This window comes from Rhodanobacter sp. UC4438_H5 (assembly GCF_052978405.1).
On sequence record NZ_CM129672.1, the window covers coordinates 3,211,660 to 3,225,640 of the forward strand.

A 13,981-nucleotide genomic window follows, 5' to 3' on the forward strand; every position below is an offset into this window, starting at 1 on the left:
GCCAGCCTTCCATTGCCGCCTGCCACCCGGGACATGCCATGAATGCCACCACCCAGCAGCAAGTGTTCGAGATCATCGCCAAACAGGCCAAGACCGACGTCGCCAACGTGAAACCCGACTCCACCCTGAAGGACCTGGGCATCGCCTCGCTGGAGGCGATCGAGTTGATCTTCGACATCGAGGAGCACTTCAACATCAACTTCCCCGACCAGCAGGGCGCCAACTTCGACCGCGACACCGCACAGAGCCTGGTCGACGCGGTGGACAAGGCGCTGGCCGACAGGGCCGGCGCCGGTGAAGGAGCCGCCTGATGCAAGGCCTGCCGCTGCGCCGCGTGGCGATCACCGGCATGGGCGCGATCAGCCCGCTCGGCGTCGGCGCCGCGGCGCTGTGGCAAGGCTTGCGCGAAGGGCGCAGCGCGATCGGCCCGCTGCGCCACCCCGACGCCGAACGGCTGCGCGTGAAGGTCGCCGCGCAGGTACCGGCCAGCTTCGACCCGGCGGCCAATCTCGACGAACGCATCCTGCCCACGCTCGACCGCACCTCGGAATTCGCGCTGCACGCGGCGCGCGAGGCGGTGGCGCAATCCGGGCTGGAGTTCGCGAATCACGGGCTCGGCCTGCGCACCGCGGTGGTCGTCGGCACCGGCGTCGGCGGCGAGACCACCCAGGACGAGCAGAGCCGGCGCCTGTACGGCGAGAACGCGCAGCGCGCGCATCCGCTCACCATCGTGCGGCTGATGACCAACGCCTCGGCCAGCCAGATCAGCATCGCCTACGGTTTGCGCGGCCCCACCTTCGCCGTGGCCAGCGCCTGCGCCTCGGCCAACCACGCCATCATCCAGGCCGCGCAGATGATCCGCTGCGGCATGGCCGACGCCGCCGTGACCGGCGGCACCGAGGCCTGCCTCACCTATGGCGCGCTGCGCGCGTGGGAGGCGATGCGCGTGCTGGCCGACGACACCTGCCGCCCGTTCAGCGCGAACCGGCACGGCCTGGTGCTCGGCGAAGGCGCCGCCATCTTCGTGCTGGAATCCATGGAACATGCGCAGGCCCGTGGCGCCACCATCCTCGCCGAACTCGCCGGCAGCGGCATGACCGCCGACGCCAGCGACATCGTGATGCCCAGCGCCGAAGGCGCCGCAAGCGCGATGCGCCAGGCGCTGGACGAAGCCGAACTCAACCCCGCCGACGTGGACTACATCAACGCCCACGGCACCGGCACCTCGGCCAACGACGTCACCGAAACCCGCGCCATCCGCCTCGCCTTCGGCGCGCACGCGGACCGCCTCGCGGTGTCCTCCACCAAGTCGATGCACGGCCACGCGCTGGGCGCCTCCGGCGCGCTGGAACTGGTCGCCGCCATCGGCGCGCTGCGCGACAGCGTGGTGCCGCCCACCGCCAACCTGGACCAGGCCGATCCGGCCTGCGATCTCGACTATGTGCCGAACGTGGCGCGCGAGATGCCGGTGCGGGCGGTGCTCAGCAATTCGTTTGCGTTCGGGGGGTTGAACGCGGTGTTGGCGTTGAAGCGGGCGCCCTGAGCGGGGCGCCTCAAGCAAGCCCGCCTCCCTGCTCGTCATTCCTGCGAGACGCTTTTCAACAGCCGAAGGCTGGTCAGGCAGGAATCGCACTTCAGCCCTCGCGCAAGACGACGCGTGCCCTTGTAGGAGCGCGCTTGCGCGCGATGCTTTTTCTCGCTTGCCAGCATCTCAGAGCAAGAGCTTTCGTCTGCCTTCGGCAGCCGAGTTACTTTCTCTTTGCGTGGCCAAAGAGAAAGTAACCAAAGAGAAAGGCCACCCCGCTTGGCGCTTGCCGCCCATCCATGGGCGGCAAGTCCGTGAGCCGGGGCCGGGCTTTTCGACAGCACATCCATGTGCTGGCGAAAAGGCATCGGCATCCTGCCGATGCCCGCTGCGCGGCCTGTCGACCCCGACTCACCGCCGCACAGGGGCCCCGGTAGAGCAGCGGGCCATCCTGGCCCGCACTTTCAGAAAGAGCCGGAGCAAAGCCACAGCGCCGCGCGCGGATTGTTATGTTCCTTCATGAGGCAAGAGTTGCAGAGTCCGTTGCTGATTGACCGCTTACGACCCGGAGCGAACATTGGGAAAGCTGCCGATGTTGCGTAGCGCGCTATGCTCCAAGCCGCATCACAGCAACGTGGCCGCGTGCAGGGGGGCAGGATGGGCACCGCAAGACAGGATTTTGAACGCTTTGTGCGCTGGTTGAACGACCCCGGGCGCCTTGCCCCTGAGAGTTCGCGCAGGATGGCCAACCTGACGCTGGCGAACTTCGATGCTGTGGCCGCGATGGCCAGGCAGCGCAACAACCGTTCTCAACTCCTGGCGCGCTTGGCCCGCCAACACCTCGCGACCACGAGCGCGGATCTTCCAGATCTCCCCGACGCGACCGCCCAAGGGCAATGGCCATGGCTTCGGCTGCGCTCCCTAACCCTAGGGCCGTTTCGCGGCTTTCGCGAGCCCCAGGCCTTCGATCTGAGCAAACGAGTCACCCTCTGCTACGGGCCGAACGGCAGCGGAAAGAGCAGTTTGTGCGAGGCGCTCGAATACGCGCTGTGCGGAGCCGTAGAAGAGGCAGGCTCGAAGCGGATCGAGCAGCGTGAATACCTTGCCAACATCCACGCCGGTCGCTTCGCCAACCCCAACCTCACAGCTACCGATGCTGAAGGCGGTGAGGTCCGGGTCGCCGCCGACGAGGACGCGTTCCGCTTCTTCTTCGTCGAAAAGAACCGGATCGATAACTTCTCGCGGATAGCCGCGACGTCTCCTGGGCGCAAGACCGACCTGATCGCGACTCTGTTCGGAATGGAGCAGTTCAACAACTTCGCCTCGCACTTCAATGAGTCGATGGACGCCGCGCTCACGCTCACCACCGAGACGCAGGCACAGCTAGCCGGTCGCAGGCAAGCCCTTCGGGCCGACGAACTGACGCGCGACGGCGAGGTGGAGCAGCTCCGCGCCCTTGATGAAGCCGCGGCCGACTACGCCACAGGCGTCGCCGAGAACCTCACCTATAACAATCTCATGCTGTTGGTGTTCGGAAGCGAGGAGACGCCCAGTCGCCTGCAGGAGCTCGACACGAAGCTACGCTCGCTGATACCAGCAGTCACGAATTGCTCGCGCCGGATTGTTGCCGACTTATTCGCCAAAGCGGATGTTGGCGTGGAGAACTTGGCAACCTCGCAACGCAGTCTCGACGAGCAACGCAGCCAAGTCTCTTTCCGACGGCTCTTCGCCGCAGTGCAGGCTCTGCGCGCAGAGCGCGAGGATCGCTGCCCGGCGTGCCTGACGCCAATCGCCGAAGTGGCGAGCAACCCGTTCGAGCGGGCCGACGCGGGCTTGCGCGAACTGGAAGAGCTCGCGAGACTCGAAGCTGACCACGATAGTCTGCGGCGCGCAGCAGGCGAGGCAAGCCGCGCCCTGCAAACCGGCCTTCGCAATCTCGAAGAGTTCCTGGTGAGCGAAGGCAGGGCGGACACACTGGTCGGGGCCTACCTGCACGCCCTACCTCGCAGCCCCGACGCTCTCGATTGGTGGATAGCTGTGTACTCGCCGGAGACCGACGAGACCGGCGCGACGCCATCGCTCGAGCAGATTTTGGTCGTGGCCGATCAAGCCGCTGCGCGCGACGAGCGCACACGCGAGGCATTGCAACGGCGCGACGAAGACATGGCAGAGCAGACGCGATTGAACGAAGCCCGCGTCTGGATAGCGGAACACGACGGTCGCCGCAGCCAGGTCATGGAGAACGCCGCGCAGGCCCGAGGCCGCATCACGCAATGGGAAGAAGCGAACGCCGACCTGATCAGGCGCGCGAGTGAGGAAGAGCAGGCCAACGCGCGCGACCGGCCTATCAAAGAGGCCTATGACAGCTTTTACGGTCTGCTTGGACGCTTTCGCGAGCAGCTTCCCGGCATGCTTATGGCGGACCTGAACGCTTCGACCATGGCGCTATACAACGAGTTCAACCACTGGGACCGCGGCGAGGACAAGCTAGCTGACCTCCGCCTGCCGCTCACCGGCGACGGCATCATTGACATCGCCTTTCGCGGTAACCCCCAGCAGCGAGTGAACGCGCTAGCCGCTTTGAGCGAGGGGCACATCCGCTGTCTGGGCCTCGCGATCCTATTGGCGAAGGCTGAGGCTGTGGGCGCTCCGCTCATCATCTTCGATGACGCAATCAATGCGATCGACCACGACCATCGCAGCGGCATCCGCGCGGCGATTTTCGAGTCGGAGCGCTTTCGGCAGACGCAGATCATCCTCACCTGTCACAGCCCCGAGTTCGTCAAGGATATCGAGAACCACTTGCCGCGGGATCTCCGAGACGACTGCCACCAGTACGTGCTGCTGCACCACCGCGGCGACTATCAGCCACGCGTAAACCCTCCGGGGACTCAAAATTATCTGGCGCGCGCAAGGGAAGCCATCGACGAACGCTTCAACGCTCGCGACGCGCTCTCATTCGCGCGCAAATCACTGGAGATGCTCACCCACAAAGCTTGGAAGTGGCTCGAATCGCATCGGGTGGGCAACATTTCGGTGCAAATCGAAGGGCCCGGCAAAGAGCCACAGCTATATGGCCTGTGCACGGCGCTGCGCAGGAAGCTGATGGACGCGCGGACCTTCGCCCACGATAGTAAGGCGCCGCTGCTCGAGAACCTGAACACGATCCTGGGCATCCCGGAGGACAACTTGGTTTGGACGCTCCTCAACAAGGGCGCACACGAAGAGCCAAACCGGGACGATTTCGACATGGTCCATGTCGAGACCGTCCTCGCCGTCCTCAGCAACGTTGACGCGCTGGAGCTCCGACCAAATCGGTGATTGTAGAAAAGGTGTCAGGGACGAATACCCTCAAGCTTGCGGTGCTTTGGCTTCTGGCGCGCAGGATGCGCGCCTGCTTTTTCGGGTCCCCTCGGCGGCGGTGAGGCGGGGACGATCAGGCCGCGTAGCGGGCGTTGCCAGGGATGGCAACGCCTTTTCGCGCGGGCAGGAGCCCGCTCGAAAAGCCCGGCCACGGCTCACGGACTTTCCGGCCAGGGATGGACGGAAAGCGCCGCCGCGGGGTGCCGTTTTCTCTTGGTTACTTCTCTTTTGGGCACGCAAAAGAGAAGTAACTCGGGCGCCGTAGGCGCACGAAAGCTCTTGCTTTTGAAGCTCTGGCTTTCTCTCTCTCTCTCGAATAGCACACATAAGCAAGAGCATCGCCCGCGGGCAGGCTCCTACAAAGGTATTCGTTGACGGGCGAAGTGCGATGCCTGCCTTCGTAGGCATGACGGATGTGAGGGTGCGATGCTTGCCTTCGCCGGCATGACGGCGAGAGGGAGAAGTCGCGGGCATGAAAAAGGCCCGGCAGCCACCTGCCGAGCCTTTGATCCACGCCGCGCAAATCAGCCCTTCTTGGCCTTCGTCAGCAACTGATCCAGCAGCGCGATCGCCAGATCGATCTCCTCGTGCGTGATGTCGAGCGACGGCGCGAAGGTGATCACGTTCTTGTACCAGCCGCCCACGTCGAGCACGAGGCCGATCTTCTTGCCGTTGTGGGTGAGGTCGCCGGCGAGGCCGATGTCGACCATTCTGTCGAGCAGCGCCTTGTTCGGGGTGAAGCCGTCGTCGGTGCAGATCTCGGCGCGCAGCGCCAGGCCGAGGCCGTCGACGTCGCCGATTTCCTTGTGCTTTTTCTGCAGCTCGCGCAGGCCGGCGAGGAAGTGCGCGCCTTTCTTCGGCACGCTGGTCTCGTAGTCCAGCTCGTAGCCCATCTTGATGACTTCGAGGCCGAGCGAGGTGCCGAGCGGGTTGGAGTTGAAGGTGGAGTGGGTGGAGCCGGGCGGGAAGATGGTGGGGTTGATCAGTTCCTCGCGCGCCCACAGGCCGGACAGCGGGTTCAAGCCATTGGTGAGCGCCTTGCCGAACACCACGATGTCGGGCGTCACGCCGAAGTGCTCGATCGACCACAGCTTGCCGGTGCGCCAGAAGCCCATCTGGATTTCGTCGGACACCAGCAGGATGCCGTACTGGTCGAGCACCTTCTTCAGGCCCTTGAAGAAACCCATCGGCGGGACGACGTAGCCGCCGGTGCCCTGGATCGGCTCGACGTAGAACGCGGCGTATTCGCACTGGTTGGTCTTGGGGTCCCACACGCCGTTGTATTCGGTCTCGAACAGGCGCGCGAACTGGTGCACGCAGCTGTCGGAATATTCTTCGGCCGTCATGCCCTTGGGGCGGCGGAACGGGTACGGGAACGGCAGGAACATCGCGCGCTCGCCGAAGTGGCCGAAGCGGCGGCGGTAGCGGTAGCTGGAGGTGATCGACGAGGCGCCCAGGGTGCGACCGTGGTAGCCGCCCTCGAAGGCGAACATCAGGCTCTTGCCGTTGCGCGCGTTGCGCACGATCTTCAGCGAGTCCTCGATCGCCTGCGCGCCGCCGACGTTGAAATGCACGCGCCCGTCCAGGCCGAACTTCTTCTTCGCGTCCAGCGCCACCGCCTTGGCCAGCTCGATGCGGCTCTGGTGCAGGTACTGGCTGGCCACCTGCGGCAGCAGGTCGATCTGCTGCTTCAGCACGTTGTTGAGGCGCTTGTTGCCGTAGCCGAAGTTGACCGCCGAGTACCACATCTGCAGGTCGAGGAACGGCACGCCGGCGCTGTCGAACATGTAGCTGCCTTCGCAGCTGCGGAAGATCTTCGGCGGGTCGACGTAGTGCACGGTGTCGCCGAAGGAGCTGTATTTCGCCTCGTCGGCGAGCAGCTGGGCGTCGTCGATCACGACGGCAGCGTTCTTGTCGAAAACATTCATCGGAAGTCCGGGGTCGGTAAAGGAGTGGATCGCGCGGGCCGGCCGGTCAGGCCGTGGTCGCCGGCGCAGGGGTGGCGGGCTGGCCGGACAGGCTGCCGTCCAGCAGCTGCGGCAGCAGGTCGAGCGCATCCTCGAAGCCGGTGATCGGCACGTAGGGGATGCCGGCGGCGCGGCAGTGCTCGATCAGGCGGTGCTTGGCGAACACGAAGTCGACGCGGTCGGCGGCGCAGAAATCCGAGGCGCCATCGCCGATCAGCAGCGTCTTCGCGCCGCCCGCGCGGGCCTGCGCCACGCAGGCGCACTTGCAGGTGCCGCTGCGGCAGCCGTCGGCCTGGAACGGCGAGGTGAGCTGCCACTGTTGCGGCGGCGTGGCCGGCGCCAGGTGGTTCGCCGCCAGCGGCAGGTCGTCCAGGCCGTAGCGGGCGAGAATCTGCCGGATCGCGACATCGAGGCCGTCGCTGACCACGCGGATCGGCGCGCCCAGTTCGTGCGCCTTCGCCACGAAGCCGGGGAACGCGTGGTCGATCCACATCCCGGCCAGGTGCGTGTCCAGTTCGGCGCGGCTCATCTGCAGCAGCGCGACCTGGCCGGCCATGCATTCGCGCGAACCGATCCGGCCGGCGCGCCAGTCCTGCTCCAGCACTTCCCAGCCGGGGCGGCCGAAGCGATCGAGCAGCGAGTCGATCACGTCCTCGACGGAAATGGTGCCGTCGAAATCGCACAGGATGGTCCAGCCGGAAACGGGCATCACGAACTCACGTCGGCAACGATGGGGCGGCAGCTTAGGCAGCCTGCCTTTCCATCGCCTTTCCGTCGCCTGGCGCGGCCGGCGCCCGCGCAAATCGGCGCATCCGTAAGCAAAAGGAAAGCTGGCCCGCGTAGCGTGGCAAGGCACGGACCAGCCGACTTGCCTGGTCGGGGAGAGGACCATGCGTGCGCCATCGTTCCTGCTGCTGTGCCTTGCCTTGCTCGCCTCGACCGGTGCGATGGCCGCGAGTGGCCTGCTGGGCATCGACCATCGCCTCCACTACGACAACCGCGGCATCTGGAACCGCACGGACCAGAACGCGCTGGTCTACGGCACGGTCGCCACGGTGGTCGGCGGTGCGCTGGCCTTCGGCGACCACGACAAGCTGGGCGACACCTTCTGGCGCTCGGTGGACGCGCTCGCGGTGACCGCGGTGGCCAGCGAGGGGTTGAAGCTCACCTTCCAGCGTGAACGCCCTTCGCAGACCAGCGACCCGAACCGCTGGTTTGCCGGCACGCACGCGCAGAGTTTTCCCAGCGGCGAGGTGGCGGCGATCTCGGCGGCCGTCACGCCGTTCATGGTGAACTACGGCCACGACCATCCCGCGGTCTACGCACTGGCCCTGCTGCCGGTCTACGACGCCGTGGCGCGGGTGAAGACGCACGGCCACTGGCAGAGCGATGTCCTGGTGGGCGCGGCGATCGGCACCGGCGTGGGCCTGTGGGCCGCGCATCGGGATTCGCCGCTGATCATCGGCTGGCTGCCCGGCGGCTTCCAGGTCGGCTTCATCCATCATTTCAAGTGATGCGAGGGACGCAATCCGTCACCGGGGCTCCGACTGCGCACTCGTGGCGCGCTATCGTGGCGTCCATGATCGGGCGCAACCACGGCGGATGGATCGGTCTGATGCTCGCCACGCTGCTCGGCGTGGGGGGCTGCGCTACCTACACCGACCTGCCGCTGGACGGCGGCGCCGGTGCGTCCGGCGTGGCCCGGCTCAGCGCGCCGACCGCGGAGATGCCGCTGCCCGCGTGGTCGACACACCGGTTCGATCCGGCCGATGGCCTGGATGTCACCGAGGTGGCGATGCTGGCGGTGGCCAACAGTCCGCAGCTGCGACTCAAGCGCGACGAGCTGGGCGTCGCGCGGGCGCAGGCGTTCGCCGCCGGGCTGCTGCCCGATCCGCAGTTGGCGGTGTCGGCGGATGTTCCGCGCCATTCCGGCGCCGGCTTCGTCACCGCCTACAGCCTCGGCCTCAGCGAAGACATCGGTGCCTTGCTGACGCGCTCCTCGCGCCGCGCCGCCGCGCGCGACCAGGTCAACCAGGTCAACCTCGACCTGCTGTGGGCCGAGTGGCAGACGGTGGCGCAGGCGCGGCTGCTGTTCGACCAGGTGCTGAACCTGCGCGCGCAGCAGGCGCGACTCGAGCGCGAGCAGGAGGCCGTGGCGACGGTGGATACCTACATCCGCGCCGCGCTGGACGCGGGCAACCTCACCTACGACAGTGCCAGCGCCGGGCTCAATACGCAGGCCGACGTGCGCAAGCGGCTGGCCGAGACGGCGATCGCGCTGCACCAGGCACAAGGCGACCTGCATCAGCTGCTCGGCCTGGCACCCGCGGTGAAGCTCGACCTGGTCGGCGCGCCCTGGCTCGATCAGCCCACGCCGTCGCAGGTGCAAGCGGCGCTCGACGACCTGCCGCGGCGGCGACCGGACCTGCTGGCCCTGCAGGCCGGCTACCAGTCGCAGCAGGCCAGGCTGCGCAGTGCGATCCTGGCCCAGTTCCCCGCGCTGAACATCGGCTTCAACACGGCACGCGACACCAGCGCGGTGTACACCAACGGGCTGAGCATCGGCATCACCCTGCCGTTGTTCGATCGCAACCGCGGCAACATCGCGATCGAGCGGGCGACGCGCCAGCAACTGCATGACGACTATGCGGCGCGCGTGCTGGCCACACGCAGCGACATGCAGCGCATCACCCGCGACCTGGCCACGCTCGACCGGCAACTCACCGGGCTGGACGCGCATGCGAGGCAGCTCGACCTGGCCGGCGCGTCGGCCGAACGCGCCTGGCAGGCCGGCACGCTGGACTGGCCGACTTACCTCGCGATTCGCGCCAGCGCGCTCGCAGCCGACCTCGACCTGCTGGCCGTGCGCCAGGAACGCGCCCGGCAGTCGATCGCGCTGGATGCCCTGCTCGGCAACACCGACCTCGTTGCCGCCCATCCCGATGCCACCCAGGCTGCCACGCCATGAATCGCTTCGTCATCCTGCCTGTGCTGGGCGTCCTCCTGCTGGCCGGCCTGTTGTCGGCTTGCGGCAACGCGGCCCCGGATGACGACGAGGCCGCCGCGCCCGCCGGCGGTGTCGTCGCGGTCACCACCGCCATGCCTGTGCAGACGACGTTTCACGACACCATCGAAGCCTGGGGCAGCGCCGCCGGCGATCCGCAGCGCGCACGCACGATCAGCCTGGCGCAAGGCGGCCAGATCACGGCATTGCATGCATCGGCGGGACAGGCGGTGGAGCGCGGCGCGCCCTTGCTGACGATCACCCCGGACCCGGTCGCGCGCAGCGCCTGGCAGCAGGCGCAGAGCGCGCTGACGCTCGCCGCCGGCGAACTCAAGCGCACCGAACGACTGGCGGCGCAGCGGCTGGCCACGCAATCGCAGCTGGCCGCGGCGCGCAAGGCGCTGGCCGATGCGCAGGCGACGCTGGACGCACAGCGCGCGCTCGGCGGCGGCGCGGCCAGCGAAACCGTCGAGGCGCCGGCCGCCGGCGTGGTCACCGCGCTGCGGGTCGGCCTGGGCGAGCGGATCGCCGCCAATGCGCCCCTGCTCGATTTCACCCCGACGCATGCGCTGCTCGCGCTGCTGGGCGTGCAGCCGGACGATGGCCCGCGCCTGCAGCCCGGCATGGCGGTGCAGCTGCGTGCGGTGTACGGCACGCAGACGTTCGCCGGCACGCTGCGCATGGTCGGCCAGTCGATCAACCCGCAGAGCCATCTGCTCGATGCCCAGGTCGAGCTGCCGGCCGCCGCCGGCGCCAGCCTGGTGGCGGGCGCGCCGCTGCAAGCGCAGATCCGCACCACCGATTTCACCGCGTGGTCGGTGCCGCGCGCCGCCGTGCTGCATGACGCGCGCGGCGACTATCTGTTCCAGGTCGAGCATGGCCATGCCAAACGGGTCGACGTGACAGTGCGCAGCGCGCAGGGCGATCCGGTGGGCGTGGCCGGGCCGCTCGATCCGAAGGCGAAGGTGATCGTGCTCGGCGTGTACGAACTCGACGACGGCGACGCGGTGCGGGAGTCGGTCAAGTGAGCCTCACCGCATGGATGCAGCAGCATCGTCGTTCGCTGCTGTTCCTGGCGCTGATGCTGGCACTCGGCGGCGTCGCCAGCGCGTTCCTGATGCCGGTGGCGCTGTTCCCGAACGTGTCGTTCCCGCGGGTGCAGCTGACCCTGGATGCGGGCGACCGCCCGGCCGACCAGATGGCGATCGAGGTGACCACGCCGGTGGAGGAGGCGGTGCGCCGGGTGCGCGGCGTGCGCGACGTGCGCTCCACCACCAGCCGCGGCAGTGCGGATATCGCGATCAGCTTCGACTGGGGCGCGGACATGGCCGGCGCGCTGCAGGAGGTCAACGGTGCGGTGAGCCAGGTGTTGCCGCAGCTGCCGGCAGGCACGCAGATCGCTTCGCGCCGGATGGACCCGACCACCTTCCCGGTGCTGGCCTACAGCCTGCGTTCGCACACGCTGTCGCCCAGTGCGCTGCATGATCTGGCGCAGTACCAGTTGCGCCCGCTGCTGAGCGGCATCAACGGCGTCGCCCACGTCGACGTGCAGGGCGGCGAGGTGGCCGAGTTCCACGCCGACGTCGATCCGGGCAAGCTGCGCGCGCTGGATCTGAGCCTGGCCGAGGTGTCGGCCGCGGTGAGCCACGCCGCCACGATCCAGGCGATGGGCCGCGTCGCCGACCACTACAAGCTCTACCTGCTGCTGGCCGACAACCAGCCGAAGACGCTCGCCACGCTGCGCAACATCGTGTTGCGCGCCGGCCCGGGTGGCGTGGTGCGGCTGGGCGACGTGGCGCGGGTCAGCCTGAGCCACGTGCCGCAGTGGATCCGGGTCAATGCCGACGGCCAGGACGCGGTACTGCTGCAGGTCTACCAGCAGCCGGCCGGCAACAGCGTGCAGATCGCCAGCGACGTGAGGCAGCGCCTCGCCGGGTTCGCGCCGCAGATGCCGGCGGGGGTGACGGTGGCCAACTGGTACGACCAGACCCAACTGGTCACCGGCGCGGCCAGCAGCGTGCGCGACGCGATCCTGATCGGCATCGTGCTGGCCGGGCTTGTGCTGTTCGTGTTCCTGCGCAATACGCGGATGATCCTGATCGCGCTGATCGTGGTGCCCGCCGTGCTGGCGATCACCGTGCTGCTGCTGCGCGTGCTCGGCATGAGCTTCAACATGATGACCCTGGGCGGCATGGCCGCGGCGGTCGGGCTGATCATCGACGACGTCATCGTGATGCTCGAGCACATTACCCGCCGGCTGCACCAGGGCGAAGGGCATCTGCACGATCGCATTGCCGGCGCGGCACGGGAGTTCACCCGCCCGCTGACCGGTTCCAGCGCCGCCACCGTGGTGATCTTCCTGCCGCTGGCCTTCCTTACCGGCGTCACCGGCGCGTTCTTCAAGGCGCTGTCGCTGACCATGGCCAGCGCGCTGATCATTTCCTGGCTGCTGACCTGGGTGGCGGTGCCGCTGCTGGCCGAACGCCTGCTCGACCAGCGCCATCTCGCCGAGCGTCCGCGCTCGCGCTTCACCACGCGGATGATGGACGGCTATCACAAGCTGCTGGCGCGCTGGCTGCGACGCCCCGCGCTGGTGTTGCTGCTGCTCGTGCCGCTGATTGCGCTCGGCGGCTTCGCGTACACCCGGGTCGGTACCGGCTTCATGCCGAAAATGGACGAGGGCGGTTTCATCCTCGACTACCTGTCCAAACCCGGCACCTCGCTGGAGGAAACCAACCGCCTGCTCAACCAGGTCGAGACGATCATCCGCGCCAACCCCTGGGTCGACACCTATTCGCGGCGCACCGGCCTGCAACTGGGCGGCGGTCTCACCGAGGCGAACCAGGGCGACTTCTTCGTGCGCCTGAAGAACGGTTCGCGACCTTCAACCGAAGAGGTGATGGCGCAGGTGCGCACGGCGGTCGAGGCGCGGGTGCCGGGGCTGGACATCGACCTGGCGCAATTGATGGAGGACCTGATCGGCGACCTGGTGGCGGTGCCGCAGCCGATCGAGGTGCAGCTGTACGGCGACGACGAGAAGCAACTGGACGCCACCGCCGCGAAAGTCGCCGCGGCGATCGGCAAGATCCCCGGTGTGGTCGGCGTGCTCGACGGCATCAACCCCGCCGGCGATGCACTGACGGTGCAGGTCGATCCGGCCAGGGCCGCGCTGCAGGGGCTGGACCCGGTCGCGGTCACCGACCAGGTGGCGGCGGCCATCGACGGCACGGTCGCCGCGCAGCTGCCGGTGGACGGCAAGGTGGTCGGTGTGCGCGTGCGCCTGCCCGATGACGCGCACCAGCGGCTCGACCAGGTGGCGGCGCTGCCGATCCGCGCCGCGGACGGCCATCTGTTTCCACTGGCGCAGGTGGCGACGCTCAAGCAGGTGCAGGGCCAGCCGGAAGTCACCCGCGACAACCTCAAGCGCATGGTGGCGGTGACCGGACGCATCAGCGGGCGCAGCCTCGGCGCGGTGATCGGCGACGTCAAGCACGCGCTGGCCCGACCGGGCCTTCTGCCGAAAGGCATGTACTACCAGCTTGGTGGTGTCTACCAGCAGCAGCAGCAGGCTTTTCGCGGGCTGGCCATCGTGATGCTGGCGGCGATCGCGCTGGTGTTCACCCTGCTGCTGTTCCTGTACGAGAGTTTCCGCGCGGCGCTGGCGATCATGGCGATGCCGCTGCTGGCGCTGCCCGGGGTGTTTGCCGGGCTGTGGCTGACCGGCATCGAGCTGAACATCTCCTCGATGATGGGCATGACGATGATCGTGGGCATCGTCACCGAGGTGGCGATCTTCTACTTCTCGGAACTCGAGGACGCGCAGCGCAGCGTCGCCCTGCACGAGGCCCTGCACGAAGCCGGCACGCACCGCAGCCGGCCGATCCTGATGTCGACCCTTGCCGCGATCCTGACCCTGTTGCCGCTGGCGCTGGCGCTCGGCCAGGGTTCGCAGATGCAGCAGCCGCTGGCGGTGGCGATCATCGCCGGCATGCTGCTGCAGCTGCCGCTGGTGCTGCTGGTGATGCCGGTGCTGTACGCGCTGCTGCGTCGCCACGACACGCCGCCCGCTGCAAACGGACCTGCGCCCGCAGGCTGATGTTCTCCGTCCCCACGCCAAGGTGA

At 67.7% G+C, this 13,981-nt stretch carries 10 protein-coding genes; 7 read left to right on the plus strand and 3 right to left on the minus strand.

Features of this window, described 5'->3' with window-relative positions:
• The first annotated feature begins 38 nt into the window (after positions 1–38).
• Positions 39–311: an acyl carrier protein gene (locus tag ACVCL9_RS14670; protein ID WP_136257697.1), complete on the plus strand. Its 273-nt coding sequence runs from the start codon at positions 39–41 to the stop codon at positions 309–311.
• Positions 311–1,543, plus strand: coding sequence for a beta-ketoacyl-[acyl-carrier-protein] synthase family protein (locus tag ACVCL9_RS14675; protein WP_447097566.1), 1,233 nt, complete (start codon positions 311–313; stop codon positions 1,541–1,543). The genes ACVCL9_RS14670 and ACVCL9_RS14675 overlap by 1 nt, the downstream gene beginning before the upstream one ends.
• Before the next feature lie 35 nt (positions 1,544–1,578).
• Here ACVCL9_RS14675 and ACVCL9_RS14680 read toward each other — a convergent pair whose 3' ends face one another.
• Positions 1,579–1,893: a hypothetical protein gene (locus ACVCL9_RS14680; protein ID WP_447097565.1), complete on the minus strand. Its 315-nt coding sequence runs from the start codon at positions 1,891–1,893 to the stop codon at positions 1,579–1,581.
• A gap of 289 nt (positions 1,894–2,182) precedes the next feature.
• Here ACVCL9_RS14680 and ACVCL9_RS14685 point away from each other — a divergent pair, with 289 nt between their 5' ends.
• On the plus strand, positions 2,183–4,846 hold the full coding sequence (locus ACVCL9_RS14685; RefSeq protein ID WP_447097564.1) for an AAA family ATPase: 2,664 nt from the start codon (positions 2,183–2,185) through the stop codon (positions 4,844–4,846).
• Positions 4,847–5,412: 566 nt separating this feature from the next.
• Here the strand turns inward: ACVCL9_RS14685 and ACVCL9_RS14690 are convergent.
• Both ACVCL9_RS14690 and ACVCL9_RS14695 read right to left on the minus strand, forming a co-directional pair.
• A complete protein-coding gene (locus ACVCL9_RS14690) occupies positions 5,413–6,816 on the minus strand; it encodes an aspartate aminotransferase family protein (RefSeq protein WP_447097563.1) in 1,404 nt (467 codons plus the stop codon).
• Positions 6,817–6,862: 46 nt separating this feature from the next.
• A complete protein-coding gene (locus ACVCL9_RS14695; protein WP_447097562.1) occupies positions 6,863–7,564 on the minus strand; it encodes an MtnX-like HAD-IB family phosphatase in 702 nt (233 codons plus the stop codon).
• A 181-nt stretch (positions 7,565–7,745) separates the two neighbouring features.
• Here ACVCL9_RS14695 and ACVCL9_RS14700 point away from each other — a divergent pair, with 181 nt between their 5' ends.
• The 4 genes from ACVCL9_RS14700 (at position 7,746) to ACVCL9_RS14715 (ending at position 13,955) form a co-directional block, all read left to right on the plus strand.
• Positions 7,746–8,369 (plus strand): phosphatase PAP2 family protein, encoded by a 624-nt coding sequence (locus ACVCL9_RS14700; RefSeq protein ID WP_447097561.1) that lies wholly within the window; start codon positions 7,746–7,748, stop codon positions 8,367–8,369.
• A gap of 65 nt (positions 8,370–8,434) precedes the next feature.
• Positions 8,435–9,823 (plus strand): TolC family protein, encoded by a 1,389-nt coding sequence (locus ACVCL9_RS14705; RefSeq protein WP_447101519.1) that lies wholly within the window; start codon positions 8,435–8,437, stop codon positions 9,821–9,823.
• A complete protein-coding gene (locus ACVCL9_RS14710; RefSeq protein ID WP_447097559.1) occupies positions 9,820–10,887 on the plus strand; it encodes an efflux RND transporter periplasmic adaptor subunit in 1,068 nt (355 codons plus the stop codon). The genes ACVCL9_RS14705 and ACVCL9_RS14710 overlap by 4 nt, the downstream gene beginning before the upstream one ends.
• Positions 10,884–13,955 (plus strand): efflux RND transporter permease subunit, encoded by a 3,072-nt coding sequence (locus ACVCL9_RS14715; RefSeq protein ID WP_447097558.1) that lies wholly within the window; start codon positions 10,884–10,886, stop codon positions 13,953–13,955. Before ACVCL9_RS14710 ends, ACVCL9_RS14715 begins: the two co-directional genes overlap by 4 nt.
• The last annotated feature ends 26 nt before the right edge of the window (positions 13,956–13,981 follow it).